The sequence below is a fragment of the Pseudomonas sp. R3-18-08 genome, assembly GCF_003852065.1.
Lineage (GTDB): Bacteria > Pseudomonadota > Gammaproteobacteria > Pseudomonadales > Pseudomonadaceae > Aquipseudomonas.
Genome location: NZ_CP027729.1, coordinates 3623165 through 3643423, shown reverse-complemented (window position 1 = coordinate 3643423; position 20259 = coordinate 3623165). Strand labels below are relative to the sequence as shown.

General features: G+C 62.0%; 19 protein-coding genes. 6 read left to right on the top strand and 13 right to left on the bottom strand.

What is annotated here, in order from left to right; all coding sequences use genetic code 11:
* Nucleotides 1-78: 78 nt before the first annotated feature.
* Nucleotides 79-942 (bottom strand): MBL fold metallo-hydrolase, encoded by an 864-nt coding sequence (locus C4J92_RS16630; RefSeq protein WP_124404631.1) that lies wholly within the window; start codon nucleotides 940-942, stop codon nucleotides 79-81.
* Nucleotides 943-1036: 94 nt separating this feature from the next.
* On the opposite strand from C4J92_RS16630, the gene C4J92_RS16625 reads away from it, so the two are divergent.
* The 5 genes from C4J92_RS16625 (at nucleotide 1037) to C4J92_RS16605 (ending at nucleotide 6370) form a co-directional block, all read left to right on the top strand.
* Nucleotides 1037-1372, top strand: a complete 336-nt coding sequence (locus C4J92_RS16625; RefSeq protein WP_005789341.1) for a helix-turn-helix transcriptional regulator — start codon at nucleotides 1037-1039, stop codon at nucleotides 1370-1372.
* Between the two features lie 51 nt (nucleotides 1373-1423).
* Entirely contained in the window at nucleotides 1424-2668 is a 1245-nt protein-coding gene (locus tag C4J92_RS16620) for an FAD/NAD(P)-binding oxidoreductase (RefSeq protein ID WP_124404630.1), read from the top strand.
* Nucleotides 2669-3472, top strand: coding sequence for a sulfite exporter TauE/SafE family protein (locus C4J92_RS16615; protein WP_124404629.1), 804 nt, complete (start codon nucleotides 2669-2671; stop codon nucleotides 3470-3472).
* 109 nt (nucleotides 3473-3581) lie between these two features.
* Nucleotides 3582-5228 (top strand): MFS transporter, encoded by a 1647-nt coding sequence (locus C4J92_RS16610; protein ID WP_124404628.1) that lies wholly within the window; start codon nucleotides 3582-3584, stop codon nucleotides 5226-5228.
* Nucleotides 5225-6370 carry an HlyD family secretion protein gene (locus tag C4J92_RS16605; protein ID WP_124404627.1) on the top strand — a complete coding sequence of 382 codons (1146 nt, stop codon included), beginning with the start codon at nucleotides 5225-5227 and terminating at the stop codon, nucleotides 6368-6370. Before C4J92_RS16610 ends, C4J92_RS16605 begins: the two co-directional genes overlap by 4 nt.
* A gap of 62 nt (nucleotides 6371-6432) precedes the next feature.
* Here C4J92_RS16605 and C4J92_RS16600 read toward each other — a convergent pair whose 3' ends face one another.
* The 9 genes from C4J92_RS16600 to copC form a co-directional block, all read right to left on the bottom strand.
* Nucleotides 6433-7326: an aldose 1-epimerase gene (locus tag C4J92_RS16600; protein ID WP_124404626.1), complete on the bottom strand. Its 894-nt coding sequence runs from the start codon at nucleotides 7324-7326 to the stop codon at nucleotides 6433-6435.
* Nucleotides 7327-7489: 163 nt separating this feature from the next.
* Complete coding sequence (locus tag C4J92_RS16595) at nucleotides 7490-8770, bottom strand: TRAP transporter large permease (protein WP_124363412.1); 1281 nt, start codon at nucleotides 8768-8770, stop codon at nucleotides 7490-7492.
* A 1-nt stretch (nucleotide 8771) separates the two neighbouring features.
* Nucleotides 8772-9299, bottom strand: a complete 528-nt coding sequence (locus tag C4J92_RS16590) for a TRAP transporter small permease (RefSeq protein ID WP_124367519.1) — start codon at nucleotides 9297-9299, stop codon at nucleotides 8772-8774.
* 75 nt (nucleotides 9300-9374) lie between these two features.
* Nucleotides 9375-10337: a TRAP transporter substrate-binding protein gene (locus C4J92_RS16585; protein ID WP_124404625.1), complete on the bottom strand. Its 963-nt coding sequence runs from the start codon at nucleotides 10335-10337 to the stop codon at nucleotides 9375-9377.
* A 51-nt stretch (nucleotides 10338-10388) separates the two neighbouring features.
* A complete protein-coding gene (locus C4J92_RS16580; protein WP_124404624.1) occupies nucleotides 10389-11264 on the bottom strand; it encodes an SMP-30/gluconolactonase/LRE family protein in 876 nt (291 codons plus the stop codon).
* 30 nt (nucleotides 11265-11294) lie between these two features.
* On the bottom strand, nucleotides 11295-12110 hold the full coding sequence (locus C4J92_RS16575; protein WP_124404623.1) for an NAD(P)-dependent oxidoreductase: 816 nt from the start codon (nucleotides 12108-12110) through the stop codon (nucleotides 11295-11297).
* A 226-nt stretch (nucleotides 12111-12336) separates the two neighbouring features.
* Nucleotides 12337-13599 (bottom strand): OprD family porin, encoded by a 1263-nt coding sequence (locus C4J92_RS16570; protein WP_124404622.1) that lies wholly within the window; start codon nucleotides 13597-13599, stop codon nucleotides 12337-12339.
* Between the two features lie 273 nt (nucleotides 13600-13872).
* Complete coding sequence (gene copD, locus C4J92_RS16565) at nucleotides 13873-14730, bottom strand: copper homeostasis membrane protein CopD (protein WP_124404621.1); 858 nt, start codon at nucleotides 14728-14730, stop codon at nucleotides 13873-13875.
* A 3-nt stretch (nucleotides 14731-14733) separates the two neighbouring features.
* Complete coding sequence (copC, locus tag C4J92_RS16560) at nucleotides 14734-15099, bottom strand: copper homeostasis periplasmic binding protein CopC (protein WP_124404620.1); 366 nt, start codon at nucleotides 15097-15099, stop codon at nucleotides 14734-14736.
* Between the two features lie 116 nt (nucleotides 15100-15215).
* Here copC and C4J92_RS16555 point away from each other — a divergent pair, with 116 nt between their 5' ends.
* Complete coding sequence (locus C4J92_RS16555) at nucleotides 15216-15836, top strand: TetR/AcrR family transcriptional regulator (protein WP_124367514.1); 621 nt, start codon at nucleotides 15216-15218, stop codon at nucleotides 15834-15836.
* A gap of 111 nt (nucleotides 15837-15947) precedes the next feature.
* Here the strand turns inward: C4J92_RS16555 and preA are convergent, their stop codons facing one another.
* From preA to hydA, 3 genes are all read right to left on the bottom strand, one after another.
* Nucleotides 15948-17222, bottom strand: a complete 1275-nt coding sequence (preA, locus tag C4J92_RS16550; RefSeq protein ID WP_124404619.1) for an NAD-dependent dihydropyrimidine dehydrogenase subunit PreA — start codon at nucleotides 17220-17222, stop codon at nucleotides 15948-15950.
* On the bottom strand, nucleotides 17222-18589 hold the full coding sequence (locus C4J92_RS16545) for an NAD(P)-dependent oxidoreductase (RefSeq protein ID WP_124404618.1): 1368 nt from the start codon (nucleotides 18587-18589) through the stop codon (nucleotides 17222-17224). Before C4J92_RS16545 ends, preA begins: the two co-directional genes overlap by 1 nt.
* 148 nt (nucleotides 18590-18737) lie before the next feature.
* A complete protein-coding gene (hydA, locus tag C4J92_RS16540; RefSeq protein ID WP_124404617.1) occupies nucleotides 18738-20177 on the bottom strand; it encodes a dihydropyrimidinase in 1440 nt (479 codons plus the stop codon).
* Nucleotides 20178-20259 lie beyond the last annotated feature (82 nt).

Sequence of the window (20259 nt, the reverse complement as noted above, 5' to 3'; positions counted from 1 at the left end):
GCGGTGTGACAGTCAACTTATCTGTAGCTGACCCACCGACATCGGGAGCAAGCCCCCTCCCACATTTTTAACCGCATTTCAAAGCTGATTGAGGGGAATCTTCAGGTACGTCACGCCGTTTTCTTCCGCCGGTGGCATATTCCCCGCCCGCACGTTCACCTGGATCGCCGGCAACAACAGCGTCGGCATTCCCAGCCCGGCATCACGGGCGGTGCGCATCGCTACAAACGCCGCTTCATCCACCCCGTCATGCACATGGATGTTCCCCGCCCGTTGTTCCGCCACCGTGGTCAGGCACTTGGCCTCACGGCCCTCGGGTGGGTAGTCGTGGCACACATACAGTTTGGTATCCGAAGGAAAGGCCAGCAACTTGCGCATCGACGCGTACAACTGCCGCGCATCGCCGCCGGGGAAGTCGCAGCGCGCGGTGCCGACGTCGGGCATGAACAGGGTGTCGCCCACCAGGATCAAGCGACCGTCGATCAGGTAAGCCATATCCGCCGGGGTATGCCCGGGCACATGCAGCGCCTGGGCCTGCAGGCCGCCGATATGAAAGATCTCATCCGGCGCAAACAAATGGTCGAACTGCGAGCCATCGACGCGAAACTCCGGTTCCAGGTTGAACAGGTGCTTGAACACGCCCTGCACCTGGCTGATGGACTGGCCGATGGCAATCTTGCCGCCCAGGGTGCGTCGCAGGTAAGGCGCGGCGGACAGGTGGTCGGCATGGGCATGGGTTTCCAGCAGCCATTGCACCTTGAGGCCATGCGCTTGGACAAAGGCAATCACCTGGTCGGCCTGGGTGGTCTCGGTGCGCCCGGAAGCCGGGTCGTAGTTGAGCACCGAGTCGACGATCGCGCAGGCACCGCCGTCCGCTTCGTAGACGACGTAGGTATAGGTCGACGATGCCTCGTCCAGAAAGGCTTGAATCAACGCTGGCATGGCGGCTGTCCCCGATGCGGAAAAAAGTAGTTACAATCAGTTTACGTTTACACATAATGTTTTGAGCTTAAGTGAGATAAAGGAGCCGAGGCAAATGGAATCTACGTTGAGTGAGGGCGAAGTCGCCCAGTTGCGTGCATCGGCGTCCAAGGCCTGTTCCTTGCTCAAGGCGCTGGCCAACGAAGACCGCCTGTTGATCCTGTGCCAGTTGACCCAGGGCGAGCGCAACGTCGGCGAGCTGGAAGCGCTGACCGGCGTACGCCAGCCCACGCTGTCACAACAGTTGGGCATCCTGCGGGACGAAGGGTTGGTTGCCACCCGTCGGGAAGGCAAATACATCTTCTACGGATTGGCCAGCCACGAAGTGATTCAAGTGATGAAGACCCTGTCCGGCCTGTACTGCGGCGCGGTCATAAAAAGCTGGGCGTGACGCCATCCGGCAGCGACCCTTGTGTGCACTGACTCAAAAAGGCAGCAGACAATGACCGAACAACACTGGGGACCTACCATCAGTGGCGATATCGTAGTCATCGGCGGCGGCTCCGCAGGCATCGGCCTGCTGGCCAGCCTGCTCAAGCGCGACCCGCAACTGAACATCACCCTGATCGAACCCAACGACTTCCATTGCTATCAACCCGCCTGGACCCTGGTCGGCGGCGGCGCCTATAACCTGCAAAAGACCCGGCGCCCGCTGGCCGACGTACTGCCCAACGGCGTCACCTGGATCCAGGCCGCGGTCAGCCAGTTGCTGCCTGACGAGCAGAGCCTGGTGCTCGACAATGGCCAGCGCGTCAGCTGGAACCACCTGATCGTCTGCCCCGGCCTGCGCCTGGCCTGGGAAAAAATCGAAGGCCTGCAAGATACCCTCGGCCGCCATGGCGTCACCTCCAACTACAGCTACGAGCATGCCGCCTACACCTGGCAACTGGTGCAGCAACTCAAGGGCGGCAAGGCGCTTTTCACCCAGCCGGCCATGCCGATCAAATGCGCCGGTGCGCCGCAGAAGGCCATGTACCTGTCCTGCGATCATTGGCTCAGGCAGGGCGTCCTGAAAAACATCGAGGTGGAATTCAACCTGGCCGGTGCCGCGCTGTTCGGCGTGCCGGCCTTTGTGCCGCCGTTGATGAAATACGTCGAGAAATACAACGCACGCCTGGCGTTCAATGCCAACCTGATCAAGGTCGATGGCCCGGCGGGCAAGGCCTGGTTTGAAGTAAAGGACGCCGAAGGCAACTTCAGTGTCGTCGAAAAAGCCTTCGACCTGCTGCATGTGGTGCCGCCGCAAGTCTCCCCGGATTTTATCCGCCAGAGCCCGCTGGCCGACGCCGGGGGCTGGTGCGAAGTCAACCCCCACAGCCTGCAACACCTGCGTTACCTGCATATCTTCGGCCTCGGCGATGTGTGCGGCACCACCAACGCCAAGACCGCTGCGGCGGTGCGCAAGCAAATCGTGGTGGTTGCCGAGAACCTGCTGGCCCTGCGCAAGCAGGCGCCACTGCCGCTCAAGTACGACGGTTATGGCTCCTGCCCGTTGACGGTGGAGAAGGGCAAAGTGGTGCTGGCCGAGTTCGGTTATGGCGGCAAGCTGCTGCCGACTTTTCCCCTCGACCCGACCCAGGCGCGCCGCTCGATGTGGTTCCTCAAGGCCACGCTGCTGCCGTGGTTCTACTGGAACGGCATGCTCAAGGGCCGCGAGTGGCTGACCCGCCTGAGCAAGGTGGACTGAATGCTGCTGGCGAGTGTGTTGGGTGTATTGATGGGCCTGGTTATGGGCCTGACCGGTGCGGGCGGCGGCATCCTCGGGGTGCCGGCATTGGTGCTGGGATTGGGGCTGACCATGACCCAGGCCGCGCCGGTGTCATTGCTCGCGGTGGGCGCGGCGGCGGCGGTCGGCGCGATTGACGGCCTGCGCCACGGCCTGGTGCGTTACCGCGCGGCGCTATTGATCGCATTGCTGGGCGCGCTGTTTTCGCCGCTGGGGGTGTTCGTCGCCCATCAACTGTCGGAGCCGGTGCTGATGAGCCTGTTCAGCGCGTTGATGGTGCTGGTGGCCTGGCGCATGTTGCGGCGCGAAAAGGTCGAGGCCGGGCCGAGTGACCACGGCGCGGCCTCCTGGGGCCAGAAGAACTGCATGCTCAACCAGCAGACCGGGCGCCTGGCCTGGACCGCCAAGTGCAGTGCGACCCTGGCGGCGCTGGGTGCGGTCACGGGCGCCGTGTCGGGGCTGCTCGGCGTGGGCGGCGGTTTCCTGATCGTGCCGGCGTTCAAGCAACTCACCGATGTGCAGATGCGCGGGATTGTCGCCACCTCGTTGATGGTCGTCAGCCTGCTGTCGTTGATCGGCGTGGTGGGGGCCTTTCACGCCGGGGTGAGCATCGAGCCGGTAGGCTGGGCCTTTATCGGCGCGAGTATCGTCGGCATGTTGGCCGGGCGCCGCTTGTGCTCGGTAATGCCTGCGCGTGCGCTGCAGGTGGGCTTCGCCAGCCTGTGTGTGATTGTGGCCGCAGGCATGCTGCTCAAGGCTTTTTAGGGACCCTCAGTTATGCGCTCAAAAGTGACAAAATGAACCCCGCTCAGGTTTACTGTTCTCTGAGTCATGGTTTCACCGGCCTTGCGCGTCGGTTCATCAAGGTCACCGAATGGATAAATACACCCCACACGCCTGGCAACCTCACGAACGGCCGAGCCTGCCCGGCTCGCCGTCGACGCCGTTGCACCCCACTCACAAGCGCTGGCTGTTTGCGCTGGTCGGCGTACTGGTGGCAATCACCGGCGGGTTGGGCAACGCGCTGGTCATCGCCAACCTGCAATACCTGCAAGGCGCCCTGGGCGCGACCACGGCGGAAATGGCCTGGCTGCCCGCCGCCTATGTAATGACCAACGTGTGCATGAACCTGCTGCTGGTGAAGTTTCGCCAGCAGTTCGGCCTGCGCGCGTTTACCGAAGTGTTCCTGGTGCTGTATGCGCTGGTGACCTTCGGCCATTTGTTCGTCAACGATCTCAATTCGGCCATCGCCGTGCGCGCGGCCCATGGCATGGTGGGGGCGGCGCTGAGTTCATTGGGCTTGTACTACATGATTCAGGCGTTCCCGGCCAAATGGCGCTTGAAAGCCCTGGTGCTGGGCCTGGGCACGGCGCAGCTGGCGTTGCCCCTGGCGCGGCTGTTCTCCGAGGACTTGCTGCAGATCGCCGAATGGCGTGGCTTGTACCTGTTCGAACTGGGCCTGGCGTTGATTTGCCTGGGCTGTGTGTTCCTGCTCAAGCTGCCGCCCGGCGACCGCTTCAAGACCTTTGAAAAACTCGATTTCCTCACCTTCGCGATCCTGGCCAGCGGCGTCGCCTTGCTCTGCGCGGTATTGTCCCTGGGGCGTATCGACTGGTGGCTGGAAGCACCGTGGATCGGCATCGCCTCGGCCTGTTCGTTGGTATTGATCATGGCTGGACTGGCCATTGAGCATAACCGCGCCAACCCCTTGCTGATGACTCGCTGGCTGGGCAGCGGCACGATGATTCGCCTGGCATTGGCGGTGATCCTGATTCGCATGGTGCTGTCCGAACAATCCACCGGCGCGGTAGGCTTTATGCAGATGCTGAACATGAGTTACCAGCAGATGCATACGCTGTACGTGGTGATGCTGGCCGGGGCGGTTGCCGGGCTGGTGGTCAGCGCCTTGACGATCAACCCGGCGCACTTGTTGATGCCGCTGGTGATTTCCCTGGCGCTGATGGCGACCGGGTCGGTGATGGACAGTTTTTCCAGCAACCTCACTCGGCCGCAGAACCTGTATATCAGCCAGTTCCTGCTAGGCTTTGGCGGTACCTTCTTTCTCGGGCCGACCATGGTGCTGGGCACCAAGAACGTGTTGACCAACCCGCGCAACCTGGTGAGTTTTTCGGTGATGTTCGGGATTTGCCAGAACCTCGGCGGCCTGATCGGCGCTGCGTTGCTCGGCACCTTCCAGATCGTGCGCGAGAAATATCATTCAAGCCTGATCACCGAGCACCTGACCCTGCTTGACCCCCGTGTAGCGGCGCGGGTGCAAAGTGGTGGCTCGGCTTATGGCGGTATCGTCGCCGACCCGGAGTTGCGCAACCTCATGGGCATCCGCAGCCTGGCCACGGCGGCCACCCGTGAGGCGAACGTGATGGCTTACAACGATGTGTTCATGCTGATCGCGATCATCGCGATCCTGACCATGATCTGGATCTTTATCCGCAGCCTGTGGCTGATGAGCACCACCAAAGCGGCAACCCCTCCCGTTCAACCTGTCGGCGCCTCTTCATGACCGAACCCACGACCACCACTACCAATGCGATCGCCTCCACCCCCGAGGGCACCACGCCGCCGGGCGCTGCGGTGACCGAACCGCGCTCGTTGCGGGTGCGCATCCTTTCGTCCCTGGGCTTTGCCGCGATTGCCATCGTCGGCGTGCTGATCGTGCTGTATGCCTGGCAACTGCCGCCGTTCAGCAGCGCGGTGGAAACCACTGAGAATGCCTTGGTGCGCGGGCAGGTGACGATTATCGGCCCACAGCTCAGCGGCTATGTCTTCGAAGTGCCGGTGCAGGACTTTCAGTATGTGAAGGCGGGCGACCTGCTGGTGCGCCTCGACGACCGTATCTACAAGCAACGCTTGGACCAGGCTCTGGCGCAACTGGCGGTGCAGAAAGCGTCGTTGGCCAATGTGGTGCAGCAACGCAACAGCGCCGAAGCGACCATCAAATTGCGCCAGGCCGCCCTGGTCGACAGCCAGGCCCAGGCGCGCAAAAGCACCGCAGACTTGCGCCGCAACGAGGAATTGATCAGCGACGGCTCGGTGTCCAGGCGCGAACTGGACGTGACCCGCGCCGCCAATGCTCAGACTATCGCCGCCGTGGCCCAGGCCCAGGCCAGCCTGGAGATCGCCCGACAGGACCTGCAGACGGTGATCGTCAATCGCGGCTCCCTGGAAGCGGCAGTGGCCAGCGCGGAGGCGGCGGTGGAATTGGCGCGGATCGACCTGTCCAACACCCGCATCACTGCGCCACGGGACGGCCAACTGGGGCAGATTGGCGTGCGCCTGGGGGCCTACGTCAACTCCGGCGCGCAGTTGATGGCGCTGGTGCCCAAGCAGTTGTGGGTGATCGCCAATATGAAAGAAACCCAGATGGATAATGTGCAGGTCGGCCAGCCGGTGACCTTCACCGTGGACGCGCTGAACCACCGCAAGTTTCACGGCACGGTGCAGCATATTTCCCCGGCGACCGGGTCGGAGTTCAGCCTGTTGCAGGCAGACAACGCCACCGGCAACTTCGTGAAAATCGCCCAGCGTGTGCCGGTGCGGATCACGGTCGACCCCGACCAGGCCGAGAGCGAGCGGCTGCGGCCGGGGTTGTCGGTGGTGGTGAGTATCGACACGGCAGGAAGGCTTAAAAACAGCCCGCCCTGAAGGAACTCGGTCAATGTGGGAGGGGGCTTGCTCCCGATTGCGGTGTATCAGTCAGCAGTTTTTTACTGACCCACAGCTATCGGGAGCAAGCCCCCTCCCACATTTGGACTGTATTTCAGGTTGAAATAGAGTTGGGTTGACTGGCCTTGCTCCAGCAGTTTCAGGCCCGGCCTGCCCGGCAAGTGATGGGCATTGACCGGATGGCTCACTGGCTCGATGCAGAAAAATTCCAGCCCCGGCGGGCAGTACAGCAGGAAGTAATCCGCGCCGGTGGCCTGGCATTCGAGGGTATATCCAAGCTCCGGCTGTTCGATCAAGCAGTACCCATCCCACTCGCAGAATCCATTGTCCACCAGGCCTTCCGGCAGGGTTTGGGTTTGCCTGAAATCCCATTCTTGCGGCACCGGCGCCAACTCCGTCGGCAGCTTGGCCGCGTCGCTCAGCCACACCTGCGCCGCCGTGGCCTGCAACCGCGTACCCGGCCGCCTCGGAAAGTACGGGTGCAGGCCCACGCCATGCCATGCGGCGGTTTCGGCCAGATGCGTGACCCGCAACTCGATCCTCAGCACCCCACCGTCCAAGCGGATACGCTGCTCGGCGCGATAGGCGAACGGTGTGTCACAGAGCACTTCCAGCAGCACCTCATCCGCCGACTGGCTGACCACCTGCCACGCCTGCTGCCAGGCCGAGCCGTGAATCGGCAGCGGATCGGTGAGGCTGTTGGGCTTGAGCGCGAGCCAGCCGTCGGGGTTGGCGAAACCGCCGTGGGCAATGCGGTTGGACCAGGGCACCAACGGATAGCAGCCCAGCTTGCCCGGTAGACCGGTATTGATTGCATGCTCATCACTGTGCCGCAACAGCGGTTGGCCGGTGGCGCGTACCGTCCAGTTCACAATGGCGCCGCCGATGGCCGGGGCGAGCACCAGATGGGTGAAGGGGTCCGAAAGCTCAATCACAATTGACCTGCCTTATGGAAATGGTAAACACAGCGCTGCTCAAAATGTGGGAGGGGGCTTGCTCCCGATCGCGGTGTTTCAGTCAAAGATGCTCAGACTGACCCACTGCAATCGGGAGCAAGCCCCCTCCCACATTCAAGCTTCTTTGTTCTTGAAATTGGGGTTACAGCACCACGCTCGGCAGCCACAACGACAATGCCGGAATGTAGGTCACCGCCATCAGCACCAGGAACAGCACCGCATAAAACGGCAGCAGCGCCTTCACGGTCTTCTCAATGCTGACCTTGCCCACCGCCGCGCCTACGAACAGCACCGCGCCCACCGGCGGGGTGATCAGGCCGATCCCCAGATTCACCAGCATGATCATGCCGAAGTGCACCGGGTCGACGCCGATGCCGAGGATCACCGGCAACAGGATCGGTGTGAGGATCAGGATCAGCGGCGCCATGTCCATCACCGTGCCGAGCAACAGCAGCATCACGTTGATGCACATCAGGATCACGTAACGGTTGTCCGACAGGGTCAGGAACAGCGTGGTGATCTTCGCCGGGATCTGCATCAGGGTCATGATGTAGCCGAAGCTGGCGGCGAAGGCGATCAGGATCATCACGATGGAAATGGTGCGCACCGTGCGGTGCATCAGCTTGGGCAGCTCACTCCATTTGTAGTCGCGGTAGATGAACATGGTCACGAAGAACGCCCACAGCACTGCAATCGCGGCCGACTCGGTGGCGGTGAAGATACCCGACAGGATGCCGCCGAGGATGATCACCATGGCCATCAGGCCCCAGAGCGCGTCGGCGGCGATCTTCAGCGCCTGCTTCAAGGGGATGACTTCGCCTTTGGGGTAATCGCGCTTTCTCGCGAAGATCAGGCACAGCACCATCAGGCACGCGCTCATCAACAGGCCTGGCACTACACCGGCCATGAACAGCGAGGCGATCGAGACCGTGCCGCCTGCCGCCAGGGAGTAGAGCACCGAGTTATGGCTGGGCGGCGTCAGCAACGCCTGCACCGAGCCGCTGACCGTCACCGCAGTGGCAAACTCGCGCGGATAGCCGCGGCGTTCCATCTCCGGAATCAATACCGAGCCGACCGACGCGGTGTCGGCCACCGACGAGCCAGAGATCGCGCCGAAAAACGTCGAGGCCATGATGTTGACCAGCGACAGCCCGCCGCGCACGAAGCCCACCAGCACCCCGGCAAACGCCACCAGCCGCCGCGACATGCCGCCCTCGGCCATGATCGCGCCGGCCAGGACGAAGAACGGAATCGCCATCAGCGAAAACTTGTTGACCCCGCCCGCCACCTGAATCATCAGGGCCTGGAACGGAATGTCGATCCACCATGCGCCGATCAGTGCCGACAAGCCCAGGGCATAGGCCACCGGCATGCCGATCAGGATCAAGGCGATAAAGCTGCCCAACAGAATAAACGCGTCCATATCAGGCGGCCCCTTCGCTTTCTTCAACCAGGTCGAAGCGCACCACGCGCCGGTTGCTCTGGTCGCCCAGCAGCAGTTTTTCCACCACGAATATCAAGGTCAGCAAACCGCCAATCGGAATCGGCATGTAGGTGATGCCGACCCGCAGCGTCGGGATGGCGCTCATGAACTGGTTCCAGGTGGACAGGCACAGCTTGGCGCCCCAGATCGTCATGAACAGGCAGATGGTGCCCATGAGCAGTTGCGAAACAATGCCGACGATGCGGCGTTGGGCGGGCGGCAGGCGGTCTGTGACCATGGCCACCGACATATGCGCACCGGCGCGGTAGCTGGCGGCAGCGCCGATAAAGGTAAAGACCAGCATCAGAAGGATGGCGGTGGGCTCCGGCCAGCTTGAGCCGGTGCCGAGGATATAGCGGGCGAAAATGCCCCACGGAATGATCAGTGCGACCCCGAGCACCGAGAGGCCGGCGACCCAGATGCAGGTCATGTAGATGCGGTCGTTGATGCGCAGCAGTAGATTCTTCATGGCGTTCACCGTAACCGGGCGCGGCCGCTGCAAGAGAGCAGCGGACCGCGCCGGGCCTTGTCAGGAAGGAGGGCGTTATTGAACGGCGTCGATACGCTTGATGATGTCGGCGTAAGGCGCGCCGTACTTGGCGCGAACCTGTGCGGTGGCGTCATAGAAGGGTTTCTTGTCGACGGTGATGAACTCGACCCCGGCCTTCTTGAGTTTTTCCTCACTGCTGGCGGACTTGGCATCCCACAGCACGCGCTCGTCAGCCTGGGCGGCCTTGGCGGCTTTCTTGACCATGTCCTGCTGCGCGGGGCTGAGCTTGTTCCAGGTGATCTTCGACATCACGATGGGCTCGGGCAAAATCAAATGCTCGGTGAGGGTGTAGTACTTGGCGTTCTGGAAATGGTTGTGCTCGAGCAGCGTCGGCGGGTTGTTTTCCGCGCCGTCGATCACACCGGTCTGCAATGCGCTGAAGATCTCGCCGGTGTCCATGGCAATGCCGTTGGCGCCCATCGCATTGAAGGCGTCGATGAACAGCGGGTTGCCCTGGACGCGAATTTTCATGCCCTTGAGGTCTTCGATCTTGCGCACCGGCTTCTTGGTGTAGAGATTGCGCGTGCCGCCGTCCATCCAGGCCAGGGCGACCAGGCCGAACTCGGAATCGGTGATCTTGGCCAGAATCTCGTCACCAATCTCGCCGTCGATGACCTTGCGCATGTGCGCCTGGTCGCGGAACACGAAGGGCAGGTTGAACACGTTGACGTCCGGCACCACCGGGCCGACGATGCCAAGGCTGACGCGGGTCATCTGCACGGCGCCGACCTGGGCCTGTTCGACCACTTCCTTTTCCGAGCCCAGCACGCCGCCGGGGAAGTACTTGAAGGTCAGTTCGCCGTTACTTTCCTTGGTCAGGGCCTTGCCCATGTTTTCTTCGGCAACAACGGTAGGGTAGCCGGCGGGGTGGATGTCGGCGAACTTGATTTCCAGCGCGTGGGCAGCGCTGCTGAGGGCCACGAGTGTGGCGGCGAGCAAGGTGCGTTTGAAGTCCATGGTCGGTCATTCCTGTCTTGTTATTGTTGTATTCAAGGCACAGCGATGCAGCTAGAGGATGAAGCTGGGTTCGGGCAGTCCCTGCACGCCAGGGTTGAGGGCAAACACGCCGCCGGACAGCGATTGTTCACTCGCGTCGTCACGGATGGAGGTGACGTACAGGGTGTCCAGGCGACTGCCGCCAAAGGCGCACATGGTGGGTTTTTTTACCGGTACGGGCAGCGACTGGTCGAGGCGGCCGTCCGGGGTGAAGCGGTGCACCAACCCGGCGTCGTTGGCGCAGATCCAGTAGCAGCCGTCGGCGTCTACCGCTGCGCCATCGGGCCGACCGAGGTGGTGATGCATGTCGACGAACACGCGGCGGTTGGACGGCGTGCCGGTCTCGATGTCGTAGTCGAAGGCCCAGATTTGCTGTACCAACGGGTGAGAATCGGAGGCATACATCGTGCGGCCGTCGGGGCTGAACGCCAGGCCGTTGAGAGTGATGAAACCGTCCAGCTGTGCATGGGGCGCCGCACCTGACGCGTAGCGATAAAGAATGCCCTCGGCGGCGTTCAGGCTCATGTCCAGCACCATGCTGCCGGCCCAGAAGCGGCCCTGGCGATCGCAACGACCGTCGTTCAGGCGCATGTCCGGGCGTGGGTGTTCGACGCCGGCCAGCGGCATGGTCTCGAGGCTGCCATCGCTGCGCGGGGTCAGTTGGAAAAAACCGCTCTGCATGCCGGCGACCCAGTTGCCTTTATCGGTGCGAGCAATACAGGCGAGCACCTGCGGGGCCTGCCAGGTTGCGACGAAGCCTGTGGCCGCGTCCCAGCGCTGCAGGCGACCGTTGGGAATATCCACCCAGTACAGGGCGTTTTCTTCGGGCACCCACACCGGGCATTCGCCCACGGCGTTGCGGGCGTCGACAATCAATTCTGCACTCATGGCCACTCATTCCCTTGGGTTGCTGTGAACTCAGTCACCGAACGGTCCTGCTGCGCAGAACGCGCCGCCCTGATAGAGCTTGGCCGGGTCATTGTCAGCCACCGGCGGCTGGGCCTCGACCTGGGCGCGGAACACTTCGGAGCTGTCCTTGGGCGCAAAACCCAGGTGCGCGGCGTAGCGGTTGTCCCACCAGGTGTCCTGGTTATTGGACATGCCATAGACCACGGTATGGCCGACGTTCGGCGTGTACAGCGCGCGTTCGAGCAGTTGGGTCAGGTCGTCGAAGCTCAGCCAGGTGTGCATCATCCGACGGTTCTGCGGTTCCGGGAACGAGGAGCCGATACGGATGCTCACGGTCTCGATGCCGTAGCGGTCGAAGTAGAAACTCGCCATGTCTTCGCCATAGGACTTGGACAGGCCGTAGTAGCTGTCCGGGCGGCGCGGTGAGTGGGCGTCGAGCTTTTCGTCCTGTGGGTAGAAGCCGATCACATGGTTGGAGCTGGCGAAGATCACGCGCTTCACACCATGACGGCGCGCGGCTTCGTAGATGTGGAAAACGCCGCTGATATTGGCGCCGAGCACTTCCTCGAAAGGGCGCTCCACCGACACGCCGCCAAAGTGCAGGATCGCATCGACGCCTTCCACCAGTTGGTGCACGGCTTGTTTGTCGGAAAGATCGCAGGTTTGTACTTCTTCATGGGCGGCGGCGGGGGCCATATCAGCGATGTCTGACAGGCGCAGCACCTGGGCGTAGGGACGCATGCGCTCGCGCAGCACTTTACCCAGGCCGCCGGCGGCACCGGTAAGCAGGATGCGGTTGAAAGGAGCGGGGGTGGTGGTGGTCATGGGAAGTCCAATTTTTTGTTGTAGGTTGTCGTATGACTGTGCCGAAGTATTGTTAGGGATCCCCAGGTTGTCAACGTTCTTCCAGACGAGTGAGATTCAAATGTGGGAGGGGGCTTGCTCCCGATAGCGGTGGCCCAGTGAGAAATGTATTCACAGACACTCCCTCATCGGGGGCAAGCCCCCTCCCACATTGGTTTTGCAGTGGTTTTTAGATCGCCAACCACTTTTAAAGCAGTGAGATTGGATAGCTGACAAAGATCCGGTTCTCATCAAACTCGTTATTGCTGAAATCCCGACGCATGGTCGAGTTACGCCATCTGACGTTCAAGTCCTTCAGCGCACCACTCTGCACGGTGTAGGCCAGTTCCGACTCGCGGCCCCATTCCTTGCCGTCGGTGATTGCCCCGGTGTGCACGTTACTGCCGCTGATGTAGCGGTTCATCATGGTCAAGCCAGGAATGCCAAGCACCACGAAGTTGAAGTCATGGCGCAGCTGCCAGGATTTTTCCTTGGCGTTGTCATAGCTGGAGTTATAGCTGTCGTTGGCCAGCGTGCCGCCGCTGGTGCCGTTGACCCGCATCCATACACTGTCGCCGGTGAGTTTCTGCAGGCCCACATAGAAGGTGTTGCCGTTGTACTTGGCCGACAGCAGGGCGAACGCGGTCTTGTTATCAAGGTCGCCGGCCAGGGCGCTGCCGTCTTCCTTGCCATTGAAGAAGCCGAGGTTGGCGCCCAGGGTCCAGTCGCCCACCGGCTGGCTGTGGGTGAGGTTGAGGTACTGCTGCTGGTAGATATCGGTGAGTTCGGCGTACCACAGGCCGACCTGGGTGCGCTTGTCATTGAACGTGTATTCGCCGCCGCCGAAGTTGAACCGGTCGGAGGTGAACGCGGCTTTGCCGTTCATGAACATGTCTTCCATGCTCGCGTCGTTGCGCGGGCTGTTGCCGCGAAACTGGCCGCCGTAGAGCGTCAGGCCGGCGATCTCGTTGGACGTCACCTGGCCGCCGCGGAAGGTCTGGGGCAGGGAGCGGCCGTCATCGGAGCGCAGGATCGGCAGCACCGGCATCCATTCGCCGACCTTCAACTCTGTTTTCGATAACTTGGTTTTCAACGCCACGCCCAGGCGCCCGAAATTATCGGCCGGGCGCCCATCGTCATGCACCGGCAGCAATTGGGTGCCAGCGGTGCCTTTGCCGCCATCGAGCTTTTGCGAGTACAGGCCCAGGACATCAATGCCGAAACCCACGGTGCCACGGGTGTAGCCGGATTTGGCATCCAGGATGAAGTTCTGCGTCCACTCTTCGGCCTTGCCCTGGGGATTGGCTGGGTTGGTGAAATTGCGGTTGAAGTAGGCGTTGCGCAGGTTGAGCGTGGCCTTGGCATCGTCGACAAACCCATCGGCGTGGGCCGTGAGGGGTAAGGTGAATGCGAGGCTGCCGAGGCTGATCAAACCGAGACGCGAGGACAAATGACGGGCGAATTGACTCACAGTGAGGCTCCCTTTTCTTTTGTTGTTTTTATTATTCGTCATACGTTGTCGTACAACGTTGGGCGGGATATTTACGGGGTTTTAAAGGAGTGTCAAGCAGAAGTTATAGGATGACTTGTTCAGCCTAGCTAAATGTGGACACGGTCAAATGTGGGAGGGGGCTTGCTCCCGATAGCGGTGGGTCAGCTACACATAAGTTGACTGCCACACCGCCATCGGGAGCAAGCCCCCTCCCACATTTGATTGGTGACCAATCATAAGAATGGCGGAATTTCAGCCGGCCATGACCATTGGCGGCAGGGTGCCCAGCAGGGAAACCGCTGCCACTGCTGCAATACCCAATAGCCATTCCAGCAGGACACTGGCCTTCAAGCTGCCCACCCGCTGTTCGCACTGTTCCACGCGCAATCGGTTCAGCAAGGCCAGCACCAACATGCCCGCTACCAGCAGCACCTTGATCAGCAGAATCAAGGCAAACCCTTCAAACGGCGGGGTAGGCCACAGTTGCCCGGTGAGCACGCGCACGTTGACCAAACCGGTCACCAGCAGGCCGGCAACCAGGCCATAGCCCACGCCACTGAAGCGCCGCAGGATCGGCTGCAGGGTCAGCGGCTGCGGTTGTTTGAGGATCAGCACCAAAAGCAGCAAGCCGCCCAGCCAGGCACCGACGCACGCCAAGTGCACCACTTGGTTGAGGATCAGCAGTCGCCCGCTGAGGCCATCGAGCATGGCGCCGTGGCCCACCGGAGCCAGGGTCGCCAGCACCAGCGCAATCAGCGGCAGACGCAAGGCCGGCCACGGCTTGATCAATACGATCACCAGCAGCAAGTTGAGCAGCAGGTGCCAGACCCAGACCTGCCCGAAAAAGGTGCTGCCCAACACCAACATCACCGTGGCCGGTTGCAGTGCGGCGTCCCACCCGCCAGCCATGCTCGCGGTGATCAGCAACAGCCACGCGACCCCGGAGCCCAACCCCAGCCAGGCCAGGCCTCGGGTCAAGCGCAGCAGGCGCCGGTCGAGTGCCGGTTGCGCAGCCGTACCGAGCAACAGAGGCCTGAACACACAGGCCCCGAACAGCAGCAGCACCACGATAAAATGCACAAAACGGCACAGCACCAGCAGGGTCGCCATGGATTATTGGCCAACCTTGAAGCTGTAAGTGCCTTCGCTCTTGTGGGTGTCGACGGACACCGCGTGCCACTCAACCTTGTAAGTACCGGCCGCCAGCGGAGCGGCAGGGGTGACCACCAGGGTTTTTTTGTCGGTGTCCGGGGTTTCCAGGCCCTTGATCGCGATTTCCGTGCCGTCCTTGCTCAGGGACACCTTGGTGAACGTCGCTTCGACGCCTTCGCTGAAGGTCAGGCGCAGGTCTGTCGGTGCGGCTACGCTGCTGTCTGCCGCTGGCGTGGCGCTTTTCAGGTGCGCGTGGGCAAAGGCTGCAGACGCGCCCAGCAGGGAGGCGAGCAGGGCGATGATGGTCAGGGACTTCTTGATCAACATTGTTCAATACCAATCAGAGGATGGAAGCGAGCAGTGTACGAAGTTTCGGTTCGGCGTGTCGCCCCGATCTAGAGCGGATGGTAGTCTCTAGGTCGTGTTGTTGTCAGGGAGCCCTTATGGGCAATCACAAGATCGGAATTCGGCGGATCAACGTCGAGAAAATCCTGCTGGCCGCAGAGAAAGTCTTCGCTGAAAAAGGCTATGGCAGCACCGCCATGGCCGACATCGCCAAAGAGGCACAACTGCCGCGCTCGAACCTGCATTACTACTTCACCACCAAGAGCGATCTGTACAGCGCGGTGCTGTTCGACCTGCTGGACCTGTGGAAACAGGACGCCCTGAGCTTCGAGACTTTCGATGACCCACGGGTGGTGCTCAGCAGCTACATCCGCGCCAAGATGCAGCGCTCGCGCACACGGCCGTATGGCTCGAAAGTCTGGGCCAATGAAATCATCCACGGTGCGCCTACCCTGGGTGAGGCGCTGGATGAAAGCCTGTACGACTGGGCCAAGATGAAGGAAGCGAAAATTCGCCATTGGGTGGAAGACAAACGCATCCTGCCGGTAGAGCCGTCGAGCCTGCTGTACATGATCTGGGCGTCGACCCAGCACTATGCCGACTTCGATCATCAGGTGAACATTTTGAATGATCACCAGCCGTTGTCGGATATGCAGTTTGAGCGGGCGATACAGACGGTGACCGGGGTGATATTGCGCGGGATTGGGTTGGAGCCTTGAATAGTGTGGTGAGGTTGAGGGCCCCATCGGGAGCAAGCCCCCTCCCACACTTGGCTGTGTGAACCCAATCAAATGTGGGAGGGGGCTTGCCCCCGATAGCGGTCTACAAACCTACACAGCCTCCCGATAAGGATTCCTCGGATCCTGGGTCCAATTCAAAAACGGCTTGCCCGTGTCAATCGGCACCATCTCGATACAATCGGCCACCGGGCAGGTAATCTGGCACAAATTGCAGCCCACGCACTCGTCATCGATCACCTCATATTTATGCGTACCATCCGCCTGCTTCAAGCTGGCGATGGCCTGGTGCGAGGTGTCCTCACAGGCGATATGGCAACGCCCACAGCCGATACACGCCGCCTGGTCGATCTTGGCGATCACCTGGTAGTTGATGTCCAGGTACTTCCAGTCCGTGGTGTTGCCCACCGCGCGCCCGGAAAATTCCTGCAAGCTCTGGTAACCCTGAGTGTCCATCCACCGCGACAGGCCGTCCTTCATCTCTTCGACGATGCGAAACCCATGCAGCATCGCCGCCGTGCACACCTGCACCGCGCCGCAGCCCAGGGCTATGAATTCAGCGGCGTCACGCCAGTTGCCGATGCCGCCGATACCGCAGATGGGCAAGCCCTGGGTCTGCGGGTCGCGGGCGATTTCGGCGACCATGTTCAGCGCAATCGGCTTCACCGCCGAGCCGCAGTAGCCGCCGTGGGTACTCTGGCTGCCGACCATCGGCAGGGCGACCATGCGTTCCAGGTCGACGCTGGTGATGGAGTTGATGGTGTTGATCAACGACACCGCATCCGCGCCGCCGCGATAGGCCGCCCGCGCGGCCACGCGAATATCGGTGATGTTGGGCGTGAGCTTGACGATCACCGGCAGTGAGCAATACGTCTTGCACCAGCGCGTCACCTGCTCCACGTACTCAGGCACCTGGCCGACCGCCGCGCCCATGCCGCGTTCGGGCATGCCGTGGGGGCAGCCGAAATTCAGCTCGATACCGTCGCAGCCGGTGGCTTCCACCTGCGGCAGGATGTTTTTCCAGGATTCTTCAACACAGGGCACCATCAGCGACACAATCAATGCGCGGTCCGGCCAGTCCTTTTTCACCTGGGTGATTTCGCGCAGGTTGATCTCCAGGGAGCGGTCGGTGATCAGCTCGATATTATTGATACCCAGCACTTCGCGATTCGCCCCGTAGTGAGCCGAATAGCGCGACGACACGTTGACCGCCGCCGGGTCTTCCCCCAGGGTTTTCCACACCACGCCGCCCCAGCCGGCCTCGAACGCGCGCACCACGTTGTAGGCCTTGTCGGTGGGCGGTGCGGAGGCCAGCCAGAACGGGTTGGGCGCTTTGATGCCGGCGAACACAATCGACAGATCAGCCATTACGCGGCCTCCACGTTGAGCATGAGTCGAGCGTGCATGGCCTCGGCGGCCAGCTTGCCGTGTTGCACTGCCTGCACGGTGAGGTCCTGGCCGAGGCTGACGCAGTCGCCGCCGGCATACACCCCGGGAATACTGGTGCGCAGTTGCTCGTCGACGAAGATGCGTTCGCCCACGCGATGCAGCTGCTGAGCCAGCGGGTCGTGCAGCGCGTCGTTGTCAAAACCCTGGCCGATGGCCTTGAAGATCGCGTCTGCGGCCAATTCGAAGGTTTCTCCGGTGGGGTGCAGGCGACCGTCCTCCATGCGCGTACGAGCGAAGCGCATACCGCGTACATGCCCCTGGTCATCGAGCAGCACCTGCTCGGGCTGGGCCCAGGTCAGCAGGCGAACCTGGTTGGCCTTGGCGATGTCTTGCTCATGGTGGGTCGCGCCCATGTCATCCAGGCCACGGCGGTACACCAGGTTCACATCGCGCGCACCGAGGCGCGCCATTTGCACGGCCATGTCGATGGCGGTGTTGCCGGCGCCGAGCACGATGCAGCGGTCGGCCAGCGGCAGTTGGGTGAGGTCATCGGCCTGGCGCAGTTCGCGGATGTAGTCGGTGGCGGCGAGCAGGCCGGGGGCGTCTTCGTCGGGCAGGCCGAGGCGTTTGCTGGCCGCCAGGCCGAGGCCGAGAAACACCGCGTCAAATTGCGCGTGCAGCTCGCTCAGGGTGAGGTTGTCGCCCAGGCGCTGGCCGTGACGGATCTCGATGCCGCCGATCTGCAGGAGGAAATCCAGTTCCTTCTGGGCGAAGTCGTCCACCAGTTTGTACTTGGCGATTCCGTATTCATTCAAGCCGCCGGCTTTTTCCCGGGCTTCGAAGACCACCACGTCATACCCGTGCAGGGCCGCGCGGTGGGCGCACGCCAGGCCCGCCGGCCCGGCGCCGACCACCGCGATGCGTTTGCCGGTGGGCGCGGCGCGCTGGAACGGGTGCTGGCTGAAGTGTGCGTTGTCGATGGCATAGCGTTGCAACAGGCCGATCAGCACCGGGGCGCATTCTGCGGCGTTGTTACGCACGCACGCTTGCTGGCAGAGGATTTCCGTGGGACAGACTCGAGCGCAACTGCCGCCGAGGATGTTGGCCGAGAGGATTTTCTGCGCTGCGCCCTGGACGTTGTCGGTGTGGATATTGCGGATGAACGAGGGGATGTCGATTTCGCTGGGGCACGCGTTCACGCACGGGGCGTCGTAGCAATACAGGCAGCGCGAGGCTTCCAGCTGGGCCTGGCGGGCATTGAGGGGCGGTGCCAGGTCGGTGAAATGGCTGGCGAGGGTGGGCCCGTCTTCATGGGGATGGGGGAGGTGGGTCAGGGTCTGGATCACGGTGGTGGCCTCACGGTTTTTTTTGGATTGCCTCTAAGTGGGCATTTTTGTTGCCTGTACTGGCCGCTATCGGGGGCAAGCCCCCTCCCACATTTGATCGGGTTCACATAGATCCAGTGTGGGAGGGGGCTTGCCCCCGATGGCGGTCTCAGCGTTTCACAGCAAAGGACCTGGAATGCTCCGCCCGCTTGCGCAACTGTTCGAACACCGCCGGATACGCCGGCCGCTGCACATACCGCCCGGCGCCACGCTCGGCGCGCAGGTCGCCATCGGCCCAGACCAGCTTGCCCTGGCTGATGGTGTGGCTCGGCACGCCGCGTACGGTCTTGCCTTCGAAGATGTTGAAATCGACTTGCTGATGGTGGGTCTTGGCGGAAATGGTGCGCGTGCCCTCCGGGTCCCACAGCACCAGGTCGGCATCGGCGCCGACGCGAATCGCGCCTTTGCGCGGGTAGAGGTTGAAGATCTTTGCGGTGTTGGTGGAGGTCAGCGCGACGAAAGCCTGCATCGACAGGCGCCCGGTGTTGACGCCCTCGTGCCACAGCAGCGCCATGCGGTCTTCGATACCGGCGGTGCCGTTGGGGATCTTGCTGAAGTCGTCACGCCCGGCGGCCTTTTGCTCGGCGCAGAAGCAGCAGTGGTCGGTGGCGGTGGTGTGCAGGTTGCCCGATTGCAAACCGTGCCACAGCGCCTCCTGGTGCCCACGCGGGCGGAACGGTGGGCTCATCACGTAGCCGGCGGCGGTCTGCCAGTCGGGGTGTTGATAGACGCTGTCGTCCAGCAGCAGGTGGCCAGCGAGCACTTCCCCGTAGACCGCCTGGCCCTTGCCCCGGGCATAGGTGATTTCGTCCAGCGCCTCTTGGGTGGAAACGTGCACCAGGTACAACGGCGTGCCGATGGTCTCGGCGATGCGGATTGCACGGCTGGCCGCTTCGCCTTCCACCTGGGAAGGGCGCGACAGCGGATGCGCTTCCGGCCCGGTGATGCCCTGGGCCATCAGCTTGCGTTGCAGGTGATAGACCAGCTCGCCGTTTTCCGCATGCACCGTGGGCACCGCGCCCAGTTCGAGGCAGCGTTCGAAACTGGTCACCAGGGTGTCGTCGGCCGCCATGATCGCGTTCTTGTAGGCCATGAAATGCTTGAAGCTGTTGATGCCGTGATGGCTGACCAGCTCGGCCATTTCCTCGCGGACCTGTTCGCTCCACCAGGTGATCGCCACATGAAAGCCGTAGTCGGACGCCGATTTCTCGGCCCAGCCGCGCCACTGGTGGAACGCCTCCATCAACGACTGCTGCGGGTTGGGGATCACGAAGTCGATGATCGACGTGGTGCCACCGGCCAGCCCCGCCGCCGTGCCACTGAAAAAGTCTTCACTGGCCACGGTGCCCATGAACGGAAGTTGCATATGGGTATGGGGATCAATACCGCCGGGCATCAAGTATTGGCCGCTGCCATCGAGTGTTTCAGTGCCGGCGGGAATATCCAGGTCCGTGCCGATAGCACGAATCAGACCGCCTGCGCATAACACATCGGCGCGGTAACTTTCATCATGGGTAATAACGGTAGCGCCACGGATCAACAGCGACATGTCGAGTTCCTCACAGGCTTGACCGGCTTGTGCCAGTTCTAAGTGTTGTAATACGGCTCGCCGATAACTGGTTGGTTCCTGT

Excerpts from the sequence above, each read along its gene's own strand:
- C4J92_RS16630 (WP_124404631.1), bottom strand. The coding sequence starts at position 942 with ATGCCAGCGTTGATTCAAGCCTTTCTGGACGAGGCATCGTCGACCTAT.
- C4J92_RS16625 (WP_005789341.1), top strand. The coding sequence starts at position 1,037 with ATGGAATCTACGTTGAGTGAGGGCGAAGTCGCCCAGTTGCGTGCATCG.
- C4J92_RS16620 (WP_124404630.1), top strand. The coding sequence starts at position 1,424 with ATGACCGAACAACACTGGGGACCTACCATCAGTGGCGATATCGTAGTC.
- C4J92_RS16615 (WP_124404629.1), top strand. The coding sequence starts at position 2,669 with ATGCTGCTGGCGAGTGTGTTGGGTGTATTGATGGGCCTGGTTATGGGC.
- C4J92_RS16610 (WP_124404628.1), top strand. The coding sequence starts at position 3,582 with ATGGATAAATACACCCCACACGCCTGGCAACCTCACGAACGGCCGAGC.
- C4J92_RS16605 (WP_124404627.1), top strand. The coding sequence starts at position 5,225 with ATGACCGAACCCACGACCACCACTACCAATGCGATCGCCTCCACCCCC.
- C4J92_RS16595 (WP_124363412.1), bottom strand. The coding sequence starts at position 8,770 with ATGGACGCGTTTATTCTGTTGGGCAGCTTTATCGCCTTGATCCTGATC.
- C4J92_RS16590 (WP_124367519.1), bottom strand. The coding sequence starts at position 9,299 with ATGAAGAATCTACTGCTGCGCATCAACGACCGCATCTACATGACCTGC.
- C4J92_RS16585 (WP_124404625.1), bottom strand. The coding sequence starts at position 10,337 with ATGGACTTCAAACGCACCTTGCTCGCCGCCACACTCGTGGCCCTCAGC.
- C4J92_RS16580 (WP_124404624.1), bottom strand. The coding sequence starts at position 11,264 with ATGAGTGCAGAATTGATTGTCGACGCCCGCAACGCCGTGGGCGAATGC.
- C4J92_RS16575 (WP_124404623.1), bottom strand. The coding sequence starts at position 12,110 with ATGACCACCACCACCCCCGCTCCTTTCAACCGCATCCTGCTTACCGGT.
- copD (WP_124404621.1), bottom strand. The coding sequence starts at position 14,730 with ATGGCGACCCTGCTGGTGCTGTGCCGTTTTGTGCATTTTATCGTGGTG.
- copC (WP_124404620.1), bottom strand. The coding sequence starts at position 15,099 with ATGTTGATCAAGAAGTCCCTGACCATCATCGCCCTGCTCGCCTCCCTG.
- C4J92_RS16555 (WP_124367514.1), top strand. The coding sequence starts at position 15,216 with ATGGGCAATCACAAGATCGGAATTCGGCGGATCAACGTCGAGAAAATC.
- preA (WP_124404619.1), bottom strand. The coding sequence starts at position 17,222 with ATGGCTGATCTGTCGATTGTGTTCGCCGGCATCAAAGCGCCCAACCCG.
- hydA (WP_124404617.1), bottom strand. The coding sequence starts at position 20,177 with ATGTCGCTGTTGATCCGTGGCGCTACCGTTATTACCCATGATGAAAGT.